A 20,811-nucleotide genomic window follows, 5' to 3' on the forward strand; every position below is an offset into this window, starting at 1 on the left:
GCGTCCGGACGCCCGGCGGGCCGTCTATCGTGGCGCAGGTGTCCACGCGCGAGCTCGTCGTCCTCGGTACCTCAAGCCAGACGCCCACCCGGCACCGCAACCACAACGGCTACCTGCTGCGGTGGGACGGCGCCGGGCTGCTGTTCGACCCCGGCGAGGGCACCCAGCGGCAGATGATCCTCGCGGGCGTCGCCGCCACCGACGTCAACCGCATCCTGATCACCCACTTCCACGGCGACCACTGCCTCGGGGTGCCCGGCGTGATCCAGCGCGCCAGCCTGGACCGCGTGCCCCACCCGGTGTACGCGCACTTCCCGGCCTCCGGCGCGGAGTACTTCGCCCGGCTGCGGCACGCCAGCGCCTACCACGAGACCGCCACCGTGATCGCCCAGCCGGTGCGCGGCCCCGGCGTGATCGCGCGGGCCCGCTTCGGCCGCCTGGAGGCGCTGCCGCTGGACCACCCCGTCGAGGCGTACGGCTACCGCCTGGTCGAACCGGACGGACGGCGCATGCTGCCCGAGCGGCTCGCGGCGCACGGCATCGCCGGTCCCCGGGTCGGCGAGCTGCAACAGGCCGGGCGGCTGCGCGTGGGCGGGCGCACGGTCACGATCGAGGAGGTCAGCGAGCCGCGGCGCGGGCAGCGGTTCGCGTTCGTCATGGACACCCGGCTCTGCGACGGCGTCTACGCCCTCGCCGACGGCGCCGACCTGCTGGTCATCGAGTCGACGTTCCTGGAGGAGGACGCCCGCCTGGCCCACGAGTTCGGCCACCTGACCGCGGCGCAGGCCGGTCGTGTGGCCGGGGAGTGCGGCGTGCGGCGTCTGGTGCTCACCCACTTCTCCCAGCGCTACACCGACCCCTCCGCCTTCGCCGCCGAGGCCCGGCGCCACTACGCAGGCGAGATCGTGGTCGCCGAGGATTTGACGCGCGTCCCCGTGCCGCCCCGGCGCCGTCTCGCGGCCGAGACCTGAGCCGCGACCCGGTGACGGAGGCCGCGCGGGCGTCTCAGCGCGATCGGACCGCCGGGCGTACCGGTACGGTCCCGGCCGGGCCGCACCACCGCTCCAGCGCCGCGCGGACCGCGCCGGCCTGCCCGTCCGCGCCGGCGTCATCGCAGGCCCAGGCGATGTAGGCGTCCGGCCGCACCAGCACGGCCCTCCGCGTCGCGCCGCCGGCGACCGCGTGGTCGACGCGATCCTCCCATCCGGCGGTCACGGCGTCCGGGGCCACGGCGTCCGGCGGCGTCACGAGCAGGAACCGTCCGGGACGGAGCGCGTGGTAGAGCGTTCGCGGGGAGCCGCCCGCCAGCGGGATGTCCGGGGCGCGCCGGCCGGCGAGGGGATGGGCTCCCGGCGGCGCCGGGTAGGCGAGGTCGATGCCCGAGACGGCGCCGGCCATGCGCCGCGCGACCGGGCCGACGCGGGCGGCGGCCCGCAGCGCGGCGTCGCGTGCCGCGCGCAGGACGCGTGGGCGCAGCAGGGCGCAGCGCAGGATCACGCCGCTGGTGCGCAGCACCCGCCGTCCGACCGGATACCGCTCGGCGTGGTAGCTGTCGAGCAGCCCTTCCGGCGCCCAGCCGCGCACGGCGGCGGTGAGCTTCCAGGCGAGGTTGACCGCGTCCTGCAGTCCGGTGTTCATGCCCATGCCGCCCGCCGGGGAGTGCGCGTGCGCGGCGTCGCCGGCGAGGAAGACCCGGCCCACGCGGTAGCGGGGCACCTGCCGCTCGTCGCTGTGGAACCGCGAGAGCCAGCGCGGGCCGTGCATCCCGAAGTCCGTGCCCAGCACCCGCCGCGTGATCGCCCGCACCTCCCGCAGCTCCACCGGCGCGGTATCGGCCCGCCGGCGGGCGCGGTCCCAGGCGATCACCCGGTACCAGCCGTCGCCGAACGGCACGACGAAGACGAACCCGTCGGCGGTGGCCCTGGCGGTCACGATGTCCGGGGGCGGTTCGGCGAGCCGCACGTCGCAGAGCATCACCGACCGCACCACCGCGCGGCCGGGGAACGGCAGGCCGAGCTCGCGCCGCACGGTGCTGCGCACGCCGTCCGCGCCGACGACGTACCGCGCGCGCAAAGTGCGCTCGTCACGGCCGCTCTCGCGCACCGTCAGGTCCACGCCGTCGCGGTCCTGGCTCAGGCGGATCAGCTCGGTGCCGGACAGGATCCCGGCGCCGAGATCGCGGGCACGCGCGCCGAGCACGCGTTCGGTCTCGTACTGCGGAACGCCCAGCATGTACGGGAACCGGCTCGGCAGGCGGAAGAACTGGAGCCCGAACGGCGCGAGCCGGGGGATCGGCAGGCCGCGGGCGATCAGGTCGCGGGCGACCCCGCGGGCGTCGAGCAGCTCCAGGGTGCGCGCGTGGACGCCGAAGGCCCGGCTCAGGTCCGACTCCGCGTCCCGGCGTTCGACCACGGCGCAGGAGATCCCGGCGGCGGCCAGGTCACCGGCCAGCATCAGCCCGGTGGGCCCGCCGCCGACGATGAGCACGTCGGCGTCGGCACGCATCAGAGACCCATTATATTTCGGACCGAAAAAGGGGCTCGGCGCGGCCCGCGGACCAGTTTTCGAGCCGCACGCGAGAGGGCGTTCATGAGCCGCATGCGAAAGGCCCGGAACCTTTCGGCTCCGGGCCTTCGACCTGGTAGCGGGGGCAGGATTTGAACCTGCGACCTCTGGGTTATGAGCCCAGCGAGCTACCGAGCTGCTCCACCCCGCGTCGCTTTCTCTACTCTACCGTCTGCCGGGGAGTGGCCGCGCCCGTTCGCCGATTCCGGGGCCCGGCCGATCGGCCCGCGCTCTCGGCGGCGCCGGTTCACCGGACCCCCGGCCGCCCGATCAGCGCCGTCAGGGCGGAGGAGTACTCCAGGCCGGTGCCCGCGACGAACGGCGTCCGGTCGGGCCGGTCGCCGGCCATCCACGGGAACTGCCCGGGGAAGTGCTCGGTGAAGATCGGATGGTCCCCGGGGATGGGCCAGCCGTCGACGTCCTGGCCGGCGTGCTGGACGATCCACACCGGCACGGGCGCGCGCACGGCCAGCAGGCCCCGCTGCAAGGACAGGCGCTCGTCGGACGCCCACTCCTCGCGGCGCACGTGGCGCAGGTCCACGGCGAGGTAGCGCCGCCGCCGGTCCCCGGCGAGCATGGGCCACTCGCTGCGCAGGAACTCGTAGGCGACCAGCGCGTCGCGCAGCTCCCCCGGTCTCGGCTCGGGCAGCCGCCGGAACAGGGCCATGTCGAGGGCGGTCTGTTCGGCGCCGTACCCCCACGGCAGCCGCACGGCGGGCTCGGCGCCCCCCGACAGCGCCTGCAGCTCGCGGAAGACTTCGCGGTAGGCGTCCCAGCCGTCCGGGTGCCCGCCGGGCGCGGGGCCGGGGAAGTGCGCGTCGCCCAGCAGGAACTCGGTGACGAACCGGTTGGTCAGGTCGGCGTCGGCGAGCAGCGTGTTGATCACCCGCAGCGCCGCGCCGGCCCGCAGGATCGCCGTCTGCCACTCCGGCCTGCTCCCCGGCGTCCACACGCGCACGCGCGTCGGCGCGGGACGCCGCGCGGGCGCGTCCGCGGGGGGAGGGGGCGGCGGGTCGTCCCCGCCGGAGGAGTGGACGGCGTCGAGCGCGCCGAGGTCGCGCGGGTCCAGGTCCAGCACCCAGCGCTCGGCGAGGAAGTCGGAGCGCTCGACCAGGTAGCGGGTCAGCTCGTCCTCCCGCAGGCACCAGGCCGACCGCTCGTAGCCGGGGGAGCGCACCCGCACGATCGCGGCCGTCGCGCCGAACAGCCCCCACACCATGCCGGTGTTGGTCTCCCAGGACGGCACGTAGGTGGCGTCGATGGCGCAGCGGCCGGACGACCACAGGTCGGTCATGCTCAACGCGGACTTGGTGTCGCTGGACCGGTGGCTGATGCCGATCACGCGGCGCGGCCAGTCGGGCTTGAGCGCGTTGAACGCGAAGCAGGCCAGGTCGCGCGGCCGCACGTGGGTCCACTCCTCACCGGCGGCGTCCTCCAGCCACGCCATCGCCCGCAGGGTGAGCAGCCAGCGCCGCGCGACCGCCACGGCCGTCATGCCGAGCCGCCGGTCCTCCGAGGCCGCGGTGCTCAGCAGGCCCTCCACCACCGCCGGGCGGCGCATGAGGCGCGCGGCCACCCGCAGCGCCTCGCGCAGGTCGCCGAGGCCGATGTCGCGGCTCAGCCACGTCCAGTGCTCGCGCCAGCCCTCGCCCTGGCCGATCCTCACCCCGGCCGCGTCCGGGAACGCCAGCCGCCCGTCCGGCGCGGTCCGCATGTTGTACAGCAGGTCCAGGTACTTCTCGGAGAACTGGTTCGCCGCCGCCCACGACGCCGGCAGCTTGATCCTGCGCGGGGTCTCCAGCCGGGCGGCGGTGGCCGCGGCCACCGCGCCCGGGTCGGGGTCGGCGCTCAGCAGGACGTCGCGGATCAGCGGCCCGACCGCGCAGCCCAGCCAGGCGCGGACGTGCTGCGCCCGCGCCCGGCCCGCCGCGTCCCGGCCGCCGGGCTCGGCCTGCCCGCGCAGGAACGCCGACTCCGCGCCGCCGGGAACGTTCCCGGGGACCTCCCGCGCCGGCGCCTGCGGACGCGTCCTCTGCGCCGCCGAGGCGAAGGCGGCCACGACGCCGGTGACGTCCGGCGCCGTCCACTCGTCGATGCCGTCCGGCGGCGCCCAGCACGGCGTGATCATCCCGGCCCCCGTGATGCGGGCGCCCCGCGCCAGCCAGGGGTCGGACGTCCAGTCCGTCGGGTAGGCGACGGACTGGTTGCGCGGTTCGCGCATCGTGTCACGCGTGTCGGCCCACGCCTCGGCGACCGGTCCCCGGCCGGGGCGCAGCCCGAGCGCGGCGGCGAGCCAGGTGAAGGAGGCGGAGCTTTCGTTCCGCTCCCGTTCGCTCGCGCGAGAACGGACCATGGGCGCAATTATGGGCGGTATCTCCGTGTGCGGTGGCCGACGCGGCGCGAAACGCCGGTCCGCGCGTCGCCCCGGCCCGCCCGCCGTTGCCGTCCCGGCCGCCGCGGCGGGGTTACGATGGCCGTGCCACGCAGGGGATTCGACTCGGACGGTGGGGTTCATGCGCATCGGATTGCTGCTCGGCGAGCCTTCGGGCCCGGACGCGATCGCCGAACTGGAACGACGCGTCACCGCCGCGGCGGCGGACGGGTTCGCGACGGTCTGGCTCTCCAACGTCTTCGGGCTCGACGCCCTGACCGCCCTCGCCGTCGCCGGACGCCGCGTCCCCGGCATCGAGCTCGGCACGGGGGTCGTGCCGACCTACCCGCGCCACCCCATCACCCTCGCCCAGCAGGCCCTCACCACCGACCTCGCGCTGGACGGCCGCCTCGTGCTCGGCGTCGGCCTGAGCCACCGGGTCGTCATGGAGGACATGTACGGCTACGACTTCGGCCGGCCCGCCCGCCACATGCGCGAGTACCTTGACGTGCTGCTGCCCCTGCTGCGCGGCGAGCGCGCCGACGTGGACGGCGAGACGCTCACGGCGCACATGGAGCTGACCACGCCCCGGGCCGGCGCCGTGCCCGTGCTGCTCGCCGCGCTCGGGCCCCGCATGCTGCGCCTGGCCGGAGAGGTCGCCGACGGCACCATCCTGTGGATGACCGGCCCCAAGACCGTCGCCGGCCACATCGTCCCGGCGATCACCGAGGCCGCCCGCGCGGCGGGCCGGCCGTCCCCCCGCGTGGTGTGCGCGCTGCCGGTCGCGGTCACCGGGGACGAGGCGGGTGTGCGGGCACGCGCCGACCAGGACCTGTCCTTCTACGGGGAGCTCCCGTCCTACCGCGCCATGCTCGACCACGAGGGCGCGGCCGGTCCCGGCGACGTGGCGATCGTCGGCGACGAGGAGCAGGTCCGCGCCCGGATCCAGGCGCTGGCCGACAGCGGGGTCACCGACTTCGCCGCCGCGCCGATCGGCAAGGGCGAGGACGCCGTGCGCACCCGCGAGCTGCTGGCCTCCCTCGTCGCCTAGCGTCCTCGGGCGGCGGTCGCGCCGGTCAGGCGAGGGTGACGGCGCCGCCGGTGCCGTCCACGGTGATCGTGTCGCCGGTGGAGATGCGCGCGGTCGCGCCGGGCACGCCGACGACGGCGGGGATGCCGTACTCGCGGGCCACCACCGCGCCGTGGGAGTTCGCCCCGCCCATCTCCATGACGAGGCCGCCCGCCGTCAGGAACAGCGGCGTCCACCCGGGGTCGGTCGACGGCGCGACCAGGATCTCGCCGGGCGCCAGGCGCGCCCCCACCGGGTCCAGCACGACCCGCGCCACGCCGGTGACCGCGCCCGGCGAGGCGGGCGTGCCGGTCAGCGCGCCCTCGGCGGGCGGCGCGGTCCCGACGGCCTCGGGCTCGGTCCCGTCGGACAGGAGCACCCGCGGCACGTGCCTGCGCCGCAGCTCGCGCTCGTACTCCGCGCGCCGCCGCGCCACGAGCTCCCGCTGATCCGCCCCCGCGAGCGCCGCCCGCGCCTCGTCGAGGCCCAGCATGAACACGTCGTCCGGCGCGCCGATCGTCCCCGCGGCGGCCAGTTCGCGGCCCACCGCCGCCAGGTGCGCGCGCAGCCCGGCGAAGGCGACGATCAGGTTGTACTTCGGCATCTCGCGGTACCCCGCCAGCGCCCGCGCCCGTCCCAGGGCGAAGCGGACGACCGCCCCCCGCACCGGCCCGGCCCTGCGGGCGAGGCGGGCCGCCATCGCCTCGGCCTCCCGGGCGCCCCGGGCGAACTGCGTGTCGGGCGCCAGCGCGGGATCGTCGAGCCGCAGGTAGTTGGCGAGCACGCCGAGCACGTGGGCGGGGTCCTCCGACCAGCGCGGCAGCCCGAGGTCGATCTCGGCGACGGCCCGGTGGCCGTACCGGGCCAGGAACGCGCCGAGTTCCTCGCGCAGCACGGGCGGCAGCGGCTCCGGCGGCGGGATCGCGCCGGCGAGCGCGCGGACCGACGCCTCGTCGGCGCGGATCCTGCGCGCGGCGCGCCACAGCTCCAGGTCCATCTCGGTCGTGACGTTGTTCGGCAGCCCGCGCAGCACGGTCTGCAGCTCGCCGGGCCTCGTCCTGCCGCGCAGCAGGCGCGCGGCGAGCCCCAGCATCAGGAACCCGGCCACCGGCCCCGGCACGATGGACGGGATCACCGGGACGATGCCGGAGCGCAGGCAGCGCTCCACGTGGTCCAGGCGCTGCGCGGCGGTCGCCCCGCCGGGCAGGGCCAGCCGGCGGCGCAGCCTCTCACCGGCCGCGGCGATGTGCCGGGCGGCGGCCTCCGGACGTGCCAGGGCCTGCGCCACGCGCCCGGGGACGCGGTGGGCGAGGGCGAGCCGGACGAGCCGCAGCACGGCCGGCAGGGGAGAGCGCCGCACGACGCCGAAGCGCGGGTCGGCGGCCACGCCGCGCAGCACCACCGCCGAGCGGGCCTCCATGACGTCCAGCATCCGCGGGAGCACCGCGCGGCCGAGTGGGTGGCGCAGGGCCGCGGTCACGTCCACGAACAGCCGCATGCCCGGGGTCGCCGGCCGGCGGACGGACGCCGGGTCCAGCCCGTACAGCCCGGCGGCCGAGGGGATCATCGCCTGGAACGCCGACAGGCCCATGGGGGTGATCGGCCGCTGCAGGCCCTGGGCCAGGCTGCCGCAGAAGTACACCCGGGGGTCGTCGGCGGTGGGCGGGGGCGGCGGGTAGAGGGTGGTGATGGGCCGGGCCTGGGTGAGCCACGGCCTTCCCGAGCCGTCGATCGCCCACTCGGTGTCCTGCGGCGCGCCGTAGTGCGCCTCGACCCGGGCGCCGAGCTCCGCCAGCGCCAGGACCTGGGCGTCCTCCAGGCAGACGGTGTCGTCCCGCGCGCCAGGGACCTGCGTGGTGCCGCCGCCGGGCAGGGGGCGCACGGCCACCGGCTTGTCGCCGGGACGGCGTTCGGTGATCTTCCCGCCGGGGCCGACCACGAACCGGTCGGGGGTCACGGCCCCGGAGACCACGGCCTCGCCGAGGCCGGGCGCGGCGTCGATCACCGTCTCGCGGCGGCGGCCGGTCACGGGGTTCGCGGTGAACATCACCCCGGCGACCTCCGCCTCGACCATGCGCTGGACGACGACGGCCAGATGGACGGCACGGTGGTCGACGCCGTTCGCCGCGCGGTAGGCGACGGCGCGGTCGGTCCACAGCGAGGCCCAGCACCGCCGCACGGCCTCCAGGACCGCCTCTGGGCCGGTCACGTTGAGGTAGGTGTCCTGCTGCCCGGCGAAGCTCGCGTCCGGCAGGTCCTCGGCGGTGGCGGAGGACCGCACGGCCACCGGGCCTCCCGCGGCGGCCGCCCCCTCGCGTACGGCCGCCGCGACGTCCTCGGGGACGGGCGCGGCGAGCACGAGGGCGCGGGCCCGCGCGGCCAGGCCGGCGAGCGCGGCGGAGTCGTCGGGAGCGGCGCCGGCGAGGGCGCCGAGCACCTCCTCCAGGCCTGCGGTCGCGGTCACGCGGCGGTAGGCGCGGGTCGTCACGCAGACGCCGGGCGGCACCGGGAACCCGGCACGGGTCAGGACGCCGAGGTTGGCCGCCTTGCCGCCGACCAGCGGCAGCATCTCCGCCGTGATGTCCTGAAATTTCATGATCAGCGGCTCGGCGGTGGACTCGGTGCCGCGCCGGTCGTCCTGGGACTTGAGCATGAGGCCGTCTCCCTGCGGCGTGCGCCGGGGGGCCTCGTGGGCTCCCCGGCTTCGCGATGTGTGACTCCACCATAAACTCATCGCTTGTTGAAATCCACGCCGATGAATCACCGCGAGGTGACGATCCCGTTGACGGCTCTGTGGACTACCCCTGACGGGGCGCCCCCGCCTCGGCGAGGGCCTCGCGCGGACCGTCCTCGCGGAGGGGGGCCGAGCGGCGGCGGCGCAGGTGGCGGACGACCTCGGTGGTCACGGCGATCGCCATCGCGACGCCGAAGCCGAGCAGCAGCCCCTTCACCGGGTCGTTCTCGAACGCCATGCCCCCGAAGTAGCCGATCAGCGCCGAGTACACCGCCCAGGAGCCCGCGGCCAGCCCGTCGAAGAAGGAGAAGGAGCGCAGCGGGTGCCGCACGGCCCCCATCGTCAGCGTCACGGCCGTGCGCCCGCCCGGGATGTAGCGGGCGATCACCAGCACCATGCCGCCGCGCTCGGCCAGGGCCTTGGACGCCCACGCGAACGCCGCGCCGGCCCGCCTGCCGCGCCGCAGCCGCCCGATCGAGGACCGTCCGATGAGATAGGAGACGTGGTCGCCCGCGAAGGCGCCGAGGGCCGACACGAGGATCACCAGCGCCAGGTTGGGCCGTCCGGTGGCGGCGAACACCCCCGCGGTGATCACGGCCGTCTCGCTCGGCACCGCGGGGAAGAACCCGTCGATCGCGGCGAGCGCGAACAGGGCCAGGTAGACCCAGGGCGAGGTCATGACGTCGTTCAGCAGGTCGAGCAGCGCGTGGGACATGATCCCTACGCTAGGAAGGCCACCCGTCCGCCCGCGTCCTCCAGAAGTCTCGTGAGATCCCTGACTTTCGTCGGGGTCGGTCCCTGGTGCGCCGGTAGGGGAGCGGGCGCCTAGCCTGCGGTGATCGCGCGCGGGTGCGGCATGTCGGCGTGCAGACGGCCGAGGACGCGGCGGAAGGCGTAGACCGAGACGGCGATGGCCACGCCGCTGATCGCCGCGACCACTCCGGTGCGCACCAGCAGGTAGGTGCCGACGGACTGGTGCAGGAGCAGCCAGATGCTGACCGCGGAGTTGGTCAGCAGCACGAACGCCCACAGCAGCGTGATGCGCGCGAAGAACCGCCGCATGCGCTCGTGGCGCAGCACGGCCGAGGGCAGGTGGATGTAGTCGAGCGTGAGCTTCTGGACCAGCGGCCTGTTGAGCCGCACGGAGGCCAGGAACGCCATGCTGATGCAGATCGTGCCGAGCTCGGGTTGCACCAGGTACACCACGGGGCTCCCCGTCCACCAGCCCACCGCCGCCCGCGCCGTGATGGCGATCGCCGCGAGCAGCATGGTGGCGGGCACGGGACGCCTGCGGACCACCCGCCAGAGCACGCCGGCGTACACCCAGGCCACGGCCGCGATCAGCGCGCCGTCGAAGCCGAGCACGGCCAGAGCGGTGTAGAAGACGGCGAGGGGGGCGACGACCCCCTCCAGCAGTTTGGGCACGGCCTGCCTGAGCAGCGCGGTGATCCTGGGAAGGGTGAAGGTCGGGTGGCTCATGGTGCTCCCACGGATGGCGGCTGACAACCGACGCTAAAGCTTCGGCGCCTACCCCGGGAGTCGATTGGCAAAACTGGCAGTTAATGGTGAATCGCTGTCATTGGCGGCTGACCATGCCTAATGCCACCTATTTCGGTCATAAGACGAAAAAGATCAGTGAAATGGATCATCGGGGCCACGCGGGCTTATGTCGAAGGGCCGCGAGGTGGTTGAACTTTGGATAACGGTTCGGGAACGGGGGGTTTCCGGACGAGGTTCGGGCCGCGAGCATTGAAGACATGGCAGTGCTCTCACGCACGCATGTTCGGTCGGCTGCGTGCGTGGCCGATGTCGCCGTCGAGTTGACCCGATGGCCCGACCTGGTCGTCAGCCGTACACGCAAATCCATCAGATTCCACGCGGGAGGCCGCGAGATCATCCGCATGTCGGGCGATCACACCGCGGAGCTCCTTCTGACCACCCCCGTCATCGACCGATGGGCCAAGGTCCTCGCCGGGTCGCACCGCGTCACCGAGGGGCACAACGCCGGATGGATCCGGGTAGAGATCGAGGACCGCACGGACGCCCAGATGTTCCTTTCGCTGGTCAGCGTGGCCTTGAAGGCCAACGAGGAACGCGAGCCCGGCCACCGCTGAGGCGGTGGCCGGCCCGCCGGGCGCTCAGCCCAGGCTCGTCGTGGCGAGCTTGGCCCCGAATCCGACGAAGAGTACGCCCACCCCCGAGGTCAGCCCCGCCGACAGCCTCCTGCGCCGCCGGAACTGGTTCGCGAGATACACGCCGCCGAAAATCAGCGTGGAGAGATACAGCATGCTGAACAGCTGACATATCGCGCCCAGGATCAGGAACGACACCACGGGCGCCCCGTAGTGCGGATCCACGAACTGCACGAAGAACGAGATGAAGAACAGGATGGCCTTCGGGTTCAGCAGGCTGATCGTGAGGGCCTTCCTGAACGGGTCGGCGAGGTCGGCCACCGGCGCGACCTCCCGCACCCGCTCGGCGCCGCCGCGCCGGTTCCCGAGCGCCGAGCGGATCATCCCGAGGCCGATCCAGGCGAGGTACCCCGCGCCGGCGTACTTGACGGCGTTGAACAGCGGCGGCGTCGACTGCAGCAGCGAGGCGACGCCCGCCGCCGAGAGGACCATCAGGACGGTGTCGCCGGCGAAGACCCCGGCGGCCGCGCGATATCCGGCGCGGACGCCGCGCTGGGCGCCGGTGGTGAGCACATAGAGGGAATTGGGGCCGGGGAGAAGGATGATCAGGAAAGCCCCGATCACGTAGGTCCAGATATTGGTGATGCCGAAGAACATGCGGCCTAGCTCCGTAGTCACGAGGGATGTATCACGTTATACACGGACGCATCCCGCTCCCTCGGCGCAGGCCGCGTCCTCCTCCCCGTCGGCCCCCGGCCGCCTCACAAATACCAGAGGCCCCCGTGCGCCTGCTGGTATCCGAGCGTGCGGTACACCGCGTTCACCAGGGACTGCCCCCGCTCGTTCACCCCGAGCCCCGAGCCCTGCAGGTTCATCGAGTAGCCGAACGACAGGCGCGGCACCGGGTCGGCGAAGCCGAGCGAGCCGCCCATGCCGGAGTGCCCGAACGCGTCCTCCGACAGCAGCACCCCCTCGCCGTCGGGACCGGGCAGGTGCCGGTTGTCGCTGCCCTTCATGAAGCCCAGCGTCCAGCGCGTCGGCACGAGCAGCGCCGCGTCCACCTGGGTGGCCGCCGCGACCGAGCCCATCATCGCGAGCTGGTCAGGGGACACCAGCCCGCCGCCCACGGCCAGCGGCCGGTACATGCCCGCCAGCCCCCGGCCGTTGGTGATCCCGCCGACCGCCCCGATCTCGGCGGCGTGCGCGGCCCGCGAGTCCGACTCTCCCGGCGTGAGCACGTAGCCGCCGGTGTTGCCGATCACCAGCGCCTGGAGCGAGGCGGGGTCGGTGAACGCCCGCTGGTAGAAGGTCGGCAGGGACGCGCCGGGCGCGGGCGGGGGAGCCGGGACGGTCGGGGCGACGCGCCGTTCGAACTCCTCGGGAAGCCCGATCCAGAAGTCCAGGCCGAGCGGTCCCGCGATCTCGTCGCGGAAGAACGTGCCGAGCCCGCGCCCGCTGACGCGGCGGACCACCTCGCCGACCAGGAAGCCGAACGTCAGCGCGTGGTACCCCTGCCGGGTGCCCGGTTCCCAGAACGGCTCCTCTCCGGCCAGACGCTCGGCCATGGCGGCGGCGTCGTATAACGCGCCCTCGGGCAGCGGCGCGCGCAGCGCGGGTAAGCCGGCCGTATGCGTCAGCAGGTGCCGGACGAGCACGCCCTCCTTGCCCTTGGCGCCGAACTCCGGCCAGTACTTGACGACGGGCGCGTTGACGTCCAGCTCGCCCCGTGAGGCGAGGACGTGGGCGCACAGCGCCGTGGCGCCCTTCGTGCACGACCACACGTGGCCGATCGTGTCCTGTTTCCATTCCGTGCCGGTCGTGGGATCGGCGGTGCCGCCCCACAGGTCGACCACGGTGTCGCCGTCTATGGTGACGCACACGGAGGCTCCTATCTCTCCGCGTTCCTCGAAATTCCGCTCGAATTCCTCGTGGACCTCGGCATACCGAGGGTCACAGGTGCCGTGAATCGCCATGTAAGCGACTGAACCACTCGTGATCCGCCGCGTCCATCGATCCGTCGTGTCTCACGGCCCATTTGACGGTCTGTACGCCGGGGCGTGGAAGGCCGTCCGGACGGCCGGGGGTGACCGGGGGGTGAGAGGAAGCGGCCACCGCCCCGGACGGGATCTTCGGTCAGGGTTCGTAAAGGACCGTATCTCTCCAGGCGAGCGGCTAGACCAGCCGGTCAGGCTTGTCAGACCCGGTCTGCCATCGTGCAAACCGTGGTGTTTGGGTCTTGTGGCGGCGCTTTCCCGGGGCTACGATCGCGACAACTCTTAGGAAACTTTCCTAAAAGAAGCGACCAACGGAGGCGTCAGTGCCCCGCCCTCCACCCCCCGAATCCCACTGTTGAGCTGCGCATACACGATGGCGTAAGCCGCCGTGCTCGCCACCGCCCTCTCGCGTCCCGACAACGGACGCGTGCGCCCCGCTCTACCCGCCATGGGAGCGATCATGCGACGCACCTTCCCCTTGTTAATACTCACCGCCGTGGTGAGCCTGCTCGTCGCGGTCTTCGCGCCGTTCAGCGCGCAGGCCGCCTCCGTGACGGCCACGTTCGCCAAGGTCGCCACCACGAGCGGGAGCTTCGAAGGGAAGTACACGGTCACCAACGGCACGTCCGCCGCCATCAGCGGCTGGACCGTCGAGTTCGACCTGCCGTCCGGCACCACGGTCGGCGCCTACTGGGACGGCCTGCTCACCCAGTCGAACGGCCACTACAGCGTCAAGAACCGCGAGTACAACGGCTCCCTGCCGCCCGGGGCGAGCGCGACCTTCGGCTTCGTCGGCATCGGTACCGGCGCGCCCCTCAACTGCAAGGTCAACGGCGCCGCCTGCGGAGGCACCGGCCCCGACCCCTCGCCCACTCCCACGCCCCCCACCTCGCCGAGCCCCTCGCCGACCACCACGCCCCCGCCCACCGGCACCGTCCTCGTCGCGCCCTACATCGACATCACGATGACGACGCCCTCGCTGGTCGCCGCGTCCAACGCCACCGGCGTGAAGAACTTCACCCTGGCGTTCGCGCTGGGCGACAGCAGTGGGTGCAACCCCGCATGGGGCGGCACGATCCCGCTCGGCGACACGCGCATCATCAACGACGTCCGCGCCCTCCAGGCCAAGGGCGGCCAGGTCATCGTCGCCACCGGCGGCGCCGTCGGGCCGTACCTGGAGCACACCTGCGGCACCACCGCGCAGCTCCTCGCGGCCTACAAGAAGGTGCTCGACACCGTCGGCACCAACTACCTGGACGTGGACGTCGAGGCCTCCATCGACACCGGCAAGGTCAACGCGGCGCTCAAGCAGCTCCAGGACGAACGCGGCACGGTGATCAGCTACACGCTGCGCATCCAGGGACAGGACTACGGCCTGGACCCGTTCTCGGTGCAGATCCTCGGCGACGCGGCGGCCAAGGGACTGAACGTCCTGGTCAACCCGATGCTGATGGACTTCGGCTACTCGGGCAACTGGGGCGACGCGATGGTCTCGGCCGCCGGCGCGACGCTCGGGCAGATGCGGGCGATCTGGCCCTCCAAGACCGACGCCCAGCTCAAGAGAATGCTCGGCCTCACCCCGATGATCGGCAAGAACGACACCGGGCAGACCACCACCCAGGCGGACGCCCGCAAGCTGCTCTCCTACGCCCAGTCCAACCACGTCGGCCGCATCGGCTTCTGGTCGGTGGGCCGGGACAACGGAGGCTGCCCCAACGGGCAGGTCTCGCCGACCTGCAGCGGCATCAGCCAGTCGCCCTACGAGTTCACCAACCTCTTCAAGGGCTTCGCCGGCTGACCAAGGACCGCCGGTACGGCACGCGCCGGCCGTACCGGCTCACCCCCCACCTCGCAACAACGGCGCGTGGAAACGGCCCGGGCCGGCTTGTGAAAGACCGAGCCGGCTCGGGCGGACCAAAGCCGGGACCGCCTCCCGGCCGCGGCATAGGCCGTACGGCCCGCGCACGCCCGACCCCCCACGGGGTGTGCGGGCCGTACACCACCACCCCCAGACACCCCGCGCCCCGGCCCGCCCCGGGGTGCGGGGCTTTGACCTCGCCCCACACCCCCCGGAGGTCACCATGAGACCGCGCCTCGCGCTCCGGCTCGCCGCCACGGCCGCCGCGGCACTCGCCGTCGCCGCCGCGATCGCCGTCCCCGGACCGGCCTACGCCGACACCGCCGTCTTCGCCAGGACGACCAGCTGGTCCGGCGGCTACAACGGCCAGTTCACGATCACCAACACCGGCCCCACCACGCTCAACGGCTGGACGGTCGTCTTCGACCTGCCGTCCGGGACCACGGCGGGAGCGTTCTGGGACGCGCTGATGACCCGCGACGGCTCGCGCTACACGTTCAAGAACCGCGAGTACAACGGCACGCTGGCGCCCGGGGCCTCGGCCACCTTCGGCTGGGTGGCCACCGGCACCGGCGACCCGACCGGCTGCACGCTGAACGGCGCCGGCTGCGCCGGCGGGCCGACCCCCACCGCCACCCCCACCCCCACGCCGACCGTCACTCCCACTCCCACGCCGTCCTCCACCCCTCCGGGCGGCGGCCAGGGAACGCTGGCCCACGCTCCCTACATCGACATGGGGGCATGGCCCACGCCCAGCATCACCGCGATGAGGTCGGCGTCGGGGCTGAAGAACTTCACCCTGGCCTTCATCACGGCCTCGGCCTGCAAGGCGATGTGGTTCAACGCCTACGACCCGCGCCAGGCCTGGGCCAAGGACGAGATCGACGCCGTCAGGGCCGCCGGAGGCGATGTGAAGATCTCCTTCGGCGGCGCGAGCGGCGTCGAGCTCGCCCAGGCGTGCACCGACGACAACGCGCTGTTCACCGAGTACGACGCGGTCGTCAAGGCCTATGACCTGAAGTACATCGACCTGGACATCGAGGGCACGGCCACCGCCGACCCCGTCTCGGTCGACCGCAGGTCGCGGGCGCTCCTGCGCCTGCAGCGGGCGCACCCGGGCCTCAAGGTCTCGCTCACCCTGCCCGTGCTCCCTGAGGGTCTCACCGCCGACGGGCTGAGCGTGGTGAGGTCCGCGCGCGACGCCGGGGTCGACGTCGACGTCGTCAACGTCATGGCCATGGACTACTACCGGTCCATCGACTACGGGGACGCCGCCGTTCAAGCAGCACAAAGCACCTTCAACCAACTCAAGTCCCTCTACCCCGGCAAGTCGGATGCCCAGGTCTGGCGGATGGTCGGCGTCACGCCGATGCTCGGCCAGAACGACGACCGCCGGATCTACGACCAGGCCGACGCCCGGCAGCTCGTGGCGTTCGCCAAGACCAAGAACCTGGGCGAGCTGTCCTTCTGGGAGATGACGCGCGACCGCAACGCCTGTACCGGGGCGCTGTACTCGTGCACCAACATCCCCCAATCGCCGTACGAATTCTCCAAGATCTTCGCGGGGTACAACGGATGACCTTCCTGTCACGCTTGCCGGGCCTCTTTCGCGCCGAGGCCGCCGCTCCACCCTCCGGCGGCTCGCCGTCCACCCGCCGCCGGTCCCGCCTCACGGCGGCCGTGGCGGCGGCGGGCATCGCCATCGGCCTCGCGGTGGTGCCCGCCACCGCGGCCATGGCCGCCAACATCCTGCCCAACCCCGGCTTCGAGAGCGGCCTCAACGGCTGGACCTGCGCGTCCGGCGCGCGGACGGTAACGACTCCGGTCCACGGAGGCACCGGCGCGCTCGAGGCCACCCCCGCCGGCGCCGACTTCGCCCGGTGCTCGCAGGTGGTCAAGGTGAAGCCGTCCTCGACCTACAGCCTGTCCGGATGGGTCAGGGGAGGCTACGTCTTCCTCGGCGCGCTCGGCACCGGCACCACCGACGTCAGCACGTGGGGCTCGCCCGGCGCCAACTGGGCCCAGCTCACCACGTCCTTCACCACCGGATCCGCCACGAACTCGGTGACGGTCTACGTCAACGGCTGGTACGGGACCGGCGCCTACAACGCCGACGACATCGTCCTCGACGGGCCCGACCCCGGCGGCAACCCGACCACCCCGCCGGCCACCCCCACGGGGCTCGCCATCACCGCCAAGACGGCCACCAGCATCGCGCTGAGCTGGAACGCCTCCCAGGGCGCCACCTCCTACAGCGTCTACCAGAACGGAACCCGGGTCGGCACGCCCGCCGGGACCACGTTCGTCGCCACGGGCCTCACCCCCGACACCGCCTACCGCTTCGCGGTCAGCGCGTCCAACGCCGCCGGCGAGTCCGCCAAGAGCGCCGAGGTGACCGCGACCCCGACCACCGACCCGGTGCCGCCCGCCACGCCCTCGGGCCTGACCGTGGGCGCCACCACGACCACCAGCGTCTTGCTGTCGTGGTCGGCGTCCCAGAACGCCACCTCCTACAACGTCTACCAGGACGGGGTGAAGGTCGCCTCGCCCACCGGCACCGCGTACACGGCCACGGGCCTGACCACCGGCAGGACCTACCGCTTCGCGGTGAGCGCCGTCAACGCGATCGGCGAGTCCGGCAAGTCGGCCGAGGTGTCGGCCACCCCGTCGGACATGCCGCCCCCGGGCAAGCGGCTGCTCGTCGGCTACCTGCACGCCTCGTTCGCCAACGGCTCCGGCTACATGAAGATGAGCGACGTCCCCGACAGCTGGGACATCATCCAGCTCGCCTTCGGTGAGCCCACCTCCGTCACCTCCGGCGACATCCGGTTCAGCCAGTGCCCGGTCGCCGAGTGCCCGAACGTCGAGAGCGAGGCCGACTTCATCGCCGGCATCCGCGCCAAGCAGGCCAAGGGCAAGAAGGTGCTCATCTCGATCGGCGGCCAGAACGGCCAGGTGCAGCTCACCTCGACCGCCGCGCGCGACAAGTTCGTCAGCTCCGTCAGCGCGATCATCGACAAGTACGGACTCGACGGCCTCGACATCGACTTCGAGGGCCACTCGCTGGTGCTGGACGCCGGGGACAACGACTTCAAGAACCCGACCTCGCCGGTCATCGTCAACCTGATCTCGGCGCTGAAGTCGCTGAAGGCCAAGTACGGCTCCAAGTTCACGCTCACCATGGCGCCCGAGACGTTCTTCGTCCAGCTCGGCTACCAGTTCTACGGCGGCGGGACCACCGGAGCCGACCGCAGGGCCGGCGCCTACCTGCCGGTCATCTACGCGATGCGCAACGACCTGACGCTGCTCCACGTGCAGGACTACAATTCGGGTCCGATCACCGGACTGGACAACCAGTACCACACCATGGGCACCTCGGACTTCCACATCGCCATGACCGACATGCTGCTCGCGGGCTTCCCGGTCGCGGGCAACACCGCGAACATGTTCCCCGCGCTGCGCCCGGACCAGGTCGCCATCGGCCTGCCCGCCGCCACGTACGCCGGCAACGGCTTCACCTCGGTGGCCGAGGTCCAGAAGGCGTTCGACTGCCTGGCGAAGGGCACCAACTGCGGCAGCTACAAGCCGCGCGGCGTCTACCCGGGGCTGCGGGGCCTGATGACCTGGTCCATCAACTGGGACAAGTACAACTCATTCGAGTTCTCCACCAACCACCGTCGCTACCTGAACGCCCTGCCATGACGCACACCGGCCACTCGATCGCCACCCATTGGAGTCCAAACACTTCTTTGTGTGAGCATCCCTGGATAGATGGTGGCAATTTTCGTACCCGAGTGGTCGGTTTGGTCTGCCTTCCGGCAGGCTAGTGGGCGTCATGGACTACGCAATCCTCACGGGGTTCGTCCTCGTCTCAGGTGTCGTGCTGGCGATCGTCGCGCAATGGAAGGGCTGGAAGCCGTCCCTGGCCGTCGCTCTGGCGGTCGGGATCGGCGTCCGCGTCCTCATCATGGCGCTGTCGGCGGTCGACACCTGGCAACCGGTCGACTTCGTGAACAGCTTCAAACCGGCGGGCGAGGCCATCCTCGCCCACCGGGATCCTGTGCTGGAGAGCAACGGCGGCTGGCACTTCCTGCCCACGATTCCGTACATGTACGGATTACTCCTGTGGATGAACATCCCCTGGGAGATCGCCGGCCGCCTCGTCACCGTCATCGCCGACATCATCCTCATCCCGCTGGTCGGCAAGCTCGCCGGCGGGAAGGACACCGGCCTGCGCGCCTTCCAGTACGCCTGCAACCCCCTGGCCGTGCTGGTCGCCTCCGTGCACGGCCAGGTGGAGCCGGTCTCCCTGGTCTTCGGCGTCGCCGCCTTCGTCGTCGCCCGCAACGCCAGAACGTCCAGGCCCGTCCGTAACGCGATCATCGCCGGACTTCTCATGGGCCTCGCCCTCTGCGCCAAGAGCTGGCCGATCTGGCTCGTCCCCGGCATGCTGCTCTTCCTGCCCGACCTGCGCGCCCGCGTGTACGGCTTCTTCGCCACGGGCGTCGCCCCCATCTTCTTCCTCGTCACGCTCCCCATCGGCGCGGGCACCTCGCTGGCCCAGCTCCCTCAGGTGATCAAGACCATCGGCGACGTCCGCCCGATCATCGGCGAATGGGGCTGGACGGCCGTCGCGGTGGGCGGCGACTGGACCCTCGACGCCGACCTCGCCCGCTACGGCCAGTGGATGATCTACGGCACGCTGCTCGTCGTCCTGTACCTCTGGCGCCGCGCCGACCCCGTCGACCTGACCACCGCGCTGCTGCTGGCCTTCATGGTCGTCACCCCGCGCCTCGGCGCGCAGTACCTCATGTGGTTCATGCCGTTCCTCGTGGCCCGGCCCACCCGCTTCGCCTGGCCCGCCATCATCGGCACCTCCACCTGGGCGGCGGTCGGATACCTGTACCTCACGCAGTTCAACAACGACCGGTGGTGGACCCTCCACTCGCCATGGGCCATCAGCTCCGTGGTGCTGCTCCCCATCCTGGTCGCCGCCATGCCGTGGGGCCGGCGCCGCGCCACCGAGATGGCCCACGTGTCCAGCGCCGTGCCGGTCTCCCCGGTGGGAGTCTCCCGCTGACCCCTTACGCGTCAGCCCGGCCCCTCCACGGCTACGCGGCCCGCGGCTCCAGCAGCCGTCCCATCGGCACCCCGGCCAGGCGCCGCACGTCCCTCGCCATGTGCGCCTGGTCGGCATAGCCGCTCGCCGCGGCCACGTCGGCCAGCCGCGCGCCCGACCGCGCGAGCCTCAGCGCCCGCTGGAAGCGCACCACCCGCTGCAGCGTCTTCGGCCCGTACCCGAACGCGCGCACGCAGCGCCGGTTCAACTGCCGCTCGCTGAGGCCGAGATCCCAGGCCACGTCCGCCACGGCCCTTCCCCGGCGCAGCGCGCCCGCGATCGCTCCGGCCCCCGCGTCCGGATCGGGCGTCCCGCGCGACAGTGTCGCCACCGCCCGCTGCAGGTCCTCAGGACCGCGCACCTCGACACCCGGCAGGTCGGCCACCGGAACCCGCCGGTCGCACAACCACGCGACCGGAACCCCGAAGAGCCCGCCCACACCGCCCGGCTTGAACCGCAGGCCCGTGAACCGCTCACCCGGGGCGAGCTCGGCCAGGTACGGCCCCGTGTCCGGCCCCGCGACATGCGGGCCGTCCGGAGCCCAGATCAGATCCACGCACCCGTCCGGCACCACCCGCTGCACCAGCGGAGCATCGGCCTCCTGTGTCCACAGGCACGCCACCCGCTCCGCCAGCGCGGCATGCGGCGGGGACTCCACGTACATGCGCCCAGCCTAAGAGGTGGCTCACTTCCGCGGGATCTCGCCGGACACCAGCGCGCCCGTCCACTTCGCCGCCGGATCGCTGTCGATGAGCACCGCGCGCACCAGCAACGTCAGCGGGATCGCCAGCAACGCCCCGAGCGCCCCCAGCACCCACGCCCAGATGATCAGCGACAGGAACGTGGCCGTCGTCGTCAGCCCCACCGCGTCGCCGAGGAACTTCGGCTGGATGAACGACTGCACCACGACGTTGATCAGGATGTAGGCGACGACGACCAGCACGAGGCCACGGAACCCGCCGGTGAGCA

16 protein-coding genes and 1 tRNA gene (1 of these 17 running past the window's edge) are annotated in these 20,811 nt (G+C 72.6%); 7 read left to right on the forward strand and 10 right to left on the reverse strand.

The window, feature by feature from the left end:
- The first annotated feature begins 38 nt into the window (after window positions 1-38).
- Window positions 39-971 (forward strand): ribonuclease Z, encoded by a 933-nt coding sequence (locus BJ981_RS28230; RefSeq protein WP_184616484.1) that lies wholly within the window; start codon window positions 39-41, stop codon window positions 969-971.
- A 34-nt stretch (window positions 972-1,005) separates the two neighbouring features.
- Here the strand turns inward: BJ981_RS28230 and BJ981_RS28235 are convergent, their stop codons facing one another.
- From BJ981_RS28235 to BJ981_RS28245, 3 genes are all read right to left on the reverse strand, one after another.
- A complete protein-coding gene (locus tag BJ981_RS28235) occupies window positions 1,006-2,505 on the reverse strand; it encodes an FAD-dependent monooxygenase (RefSeq protein WP_184616485.1) in 1,500 nt (499 codons plus the stop codon).
- 134 nt (window positions 2,506-2,639) lie between these two features.
- Window positions 2,640-2,716: transfer RNA gene (locus tag BJ981_RS28240), tRNA-Met, on the reverse strand.
- A gap of 96 nt (window positions 2,717-2,812) precedes the next feature.
- A complete protein-coding gene (locus BJ981_RS28245; RefSeq protein ID WP_184616486.1) occupies window positions 2,813-4,918 on the reverse strand; it encodes a hypothetical protein in 2,106 nt (701 codons plus the stop codon).
- 160 nt (window positions 4,919-5,078) lie between these two features.
- On the opposite strand from BJ981_RS28245, the gene BJ981_RS28250 reads away from it, so the two are divergent.
- On the forward strand, window positions 5,079-5,987 hold the full coding sequence (locus tag BJ981_RS28250) for an LLM class F420-dependent oxidoreductase (protein ID WP_184616487.1): 909 nt from the start codon (window positions 5,079-5,081) through the stop codon (window positions 5,985-5,987).
- 25 nt (window positions 5,988-6,012) lie between these two features.
- Here the strand turns inward: BJ981_RS28250 and BJ981_RS28255 are convergent, their stop codons facing one another.
- From BJ981_RS28255 to BJ981_RS28265, 3 genes are all read right to left on the reverse strand, one after another.
- Window positions 6,013-8,658, reverse strand: coding sequence for a PEP/pyruvate-binding domain-containing protein (locus BJ981_RS28255; RefSeq protein ID WP_184616488.1), 2,646 nt, complete (start codon window positions 8,656-8,658; stop codon window positions 6,013-6,015).
- Window positions 8,659-8,803: 145 nt separating this feature from the next.
- Window positions 8,804-9,454, reverse strand: a complete 651-nt coding sequence (locus tag BJ981_RS28260) for a DedA family protein (RefSeq protein WP_184616489.1) — start codon at window positions 9,452-9,454, stop codon at window positions 8,804-8,806.
- Between the two features lie 110 nt (window positions 9,455-9,564).
- Window positions 9,565-10,218, reverse strand: coding sequence for a VC0807 family protein (locus BJ981_RS28265; RefSeq protein WP_184616490.1), 654 nt, complete (start codon window positions 10,216-10,218; stop codon window positions 9,565-9,567).
- 320 nt (window positions 10,219-10,538) lie between these two features.
- Between BJ981_RS28265 and BJ981_RS28270 the strand changes: the two genes are divergently transcribed.
- The gene (locus BJ981_RS28270; RefSeq protein WP_184616491.1) at window positions 10,539-10,853 is read left to right on the forward strand and encodes a luciferase domain-containing protein; all 315 of its coding nucleotides are present in this window, start codon (window positions 10,539-10,541) and stop codon (window positions 10,851-10,853) included.
- Between the two features lie 24 nt (window positions 10,854-10,877).
- On the opposite strand, the gene leuE is transcribed toward BJ981_RS28270, so the two are convergent.
- Both leuE and BJ981_RS28280 read right to left on the reverse strand, forming a co-directional pair.
- On the reverse strand, window positions 10,878-11,528 hold the full coding sequence (gene leuE, locus BJ981_RS28275; protein ID WP_184617618.1) for a leucine efflux protein LeuE: 651 nt from the start codon (window positions 11,526-11,528) through the stop codon (window positions 10,878-10,880).
- Between the two features lie 104 nt (window positions 11,529-11,632).
- A complete protein-coding gene (locus tag BJ981_RS28280; protein ID WP_184616492.1) occupies window positions 11,633-12,844 on the reverse strand; it encodes a serine hydrolase domain-containing protein in 1,212 nt (403 codons plus the stop codon).
- A 481-nt stretch (window positions 12,845-13,325) separates the two neighbouring features.
- Between BJ981_RS28280 and BJ981_RS28285 the strand changes: the two genes are divergently transcribed.
- The 4 genes from BJ981_RS28285 to BJ981_RS28300 all read left to right on the forward strand — a co-directional run bounded on the left by BJ981_RS28285 (window position 13,326) and on the right by BJ981_RS28300 (window position 19,803).
- The gene (locus BJ981_RS28285) at window positions 13,326-14,663 is read left to right on the forward strand and encodes a cellulose binding domain-containing protein (RefSeq protein WP_204070206.1); all 1,338 of its coding nucleotides are present in this window, start codon (window positions 13,326-13,328) and stop codon (window positions 14,661-14,663) included.
- Between the two features lie 283 nt (window positions 14,664-14,946).
- Entirely contained in the window at window positions 14,947-16,302 is a 1,356-nt protein-coding gene (locus tag BJ981_RS28290) for a cellulose binding domain-containing protein (RefSeq protein WP_184616494.1), read from the forward strand.
- Window positions 16,303-16,316: 14 nt separating this feature from the next.
- On the forward strand, window positions 16,317-18,425 hold the full coding sequence (locus tag BJ981_RS28295) for a glycoside hydrolase family 18 protein (protein WP_239139190.1): 2,109 nt from the start codon (window positions 16,317-16,319) through the stop codon (window positions 18,423-18,425).
- Window positions 18,426-18,558: 133 nt separating this feature from the next.
- Window positions 18,559-19,803, forward strand: coding sequence for a glycosyltransferase family protein (locus tag BJ981_RS28300; RefSeq protein ID WP_184616495.1), 1,245 nt, complete (start codon window positions 18,559-18,561; stop codon window positions 19,801-19,803).
- 31 nt (window positions 19,804-19,834) lie between these two features.
- Here the strand turns inward: BJ981_RS28300 and BJ981_RS28305 are convergent, their stop codons facing one another.
- Both BJ981_RS28305 and BJ981_RS28310 read right to left on the reverse strand, forming a co-directional pair.
- Window positions 19,835-20,506: a helix-turn-helix transcriptional regulator gene (locus tag BJ981_RS28305; RefSeq protein ID WP_184616496.1), complete on the reverse strand. Its 672-nt coding sequence runs from the start codon at window positions 20,504-20,506 to the stop codon at window positions 19,835-19,837.
- A 21-nt stretch (window positions 20,507-20,527) separates the two neighbouring features.
- On the reverse strand, window positions 20,528-20,811 hold the final stretch of the coding sequence (locus tag BJ981_RS28310) for an AI-2E family transporter (protein WP_239139191.1). Its footprint extends 754 nt past the window's final position; only the last 284 of its 1,038 coding nucleotides appear in the window; its start codon lies off the right edge, out of view; the stop codon is at window positions 20,528-20,530.

It is taken from the genome of Sphaerisporangium krabiense (assembly GCF_014200435.1).
Lineage (GTDB): Bacteria > Actinomycetota > Actinomycetes > Streptosporangiales > Streptosporangiaceae > Sphaerisporangium > Sphaerisporangium krabiense.

Excerpts from the sequence above, each read along its gene's own strand:
- BJ981_RS28235 (WP_184616485.1), bottom strand. The coding sequence starts at position 2,505 with ATGCGTGCCGACGCCGACGTGCTCATCGTCGGCGGCGGGCCCACCGGG.
- BJ981_RS28245 (WP_184616486.1), bottom strand. The coding sequence starts at position 4,918 with ATGGTCCGTTCTCGCGCGAGCGAACGGGAGCGGAACGAAAGCTCCGCC.
- BJ981_RS28250 (WP_184616487.1), top strand. The coding sequence starts at position 5,079 with ATGCGCATCGGATTGCTGCTCGGCGAGCCTTCGGGCCCGGACGCGATC.
- BJ981_RS28255 (WP_184616488.1), bottom strand. The coding sequence starts at position 8,658 with ATGCTCAAGTCCCAGGACGACCGGCGCGGCACCGAGTCCACCGCCGAG.
- BJ981_RS28260 (WP_184616489.1), bottom strand. The coding sequence starts at position 9,454 with ATGTCCCACGCGCTGCTCGACCTGCTGAACGACGTCATGACCTCGCCC.
- BJ981_RS28265 (WP_184616490.1), bottom strand. The coding sequence starts at position 10,218 with ATGAGCCACCCGACCTTCACCCTTCCCAGGATCACCGCGCTGCTCAGG.
- leuE (WP_184617618.1), bottom strand. The coding sequence starts at position 11,528 with ATGTTCTTCGGCATCACCAATATCTGGACCTACGTGATCGGGGCTTTC.
- BJ981_RS28280 (WP_184616492.1), bottom strand. The coding sequence starts at position 12,844 with ATGGCGATTCACGGCACCTGTGACCCTCGGTATGCCGAGGTCCACGAG.
- BJ981_RS28285 (WP_204070206.1), top strand. The coding sequence starts at position 13,326 with ATGCGACGCACCTTCCCCTTGTTAATACTCACCGCCGTGGTGAGCCTG.
- BJ981_RS28290 (WP_184616494.1), top strand. The coding sequence starts at position 14,947 with ATGAGACCGCGCCTCGCGCTCCGGCTCGCCGCCACGGCCGCCGCGGCA.
- BJ981_RS28300 (WP_184616495.1), top strand. The coding sequence starts at position 18,559 with ATGGACTACGCAATCCTCACGGGGTTCGTCCTCGTCTCAGGTGTCGTG.
- BJ981_RS28305 (WP_184616496.1), bottom strand. The coding sequence starts at position 20,506 with ATGTACGTGGAGTCCCCGCCGCATGCCGCGCTGGCGGAGCGGGTGGCG.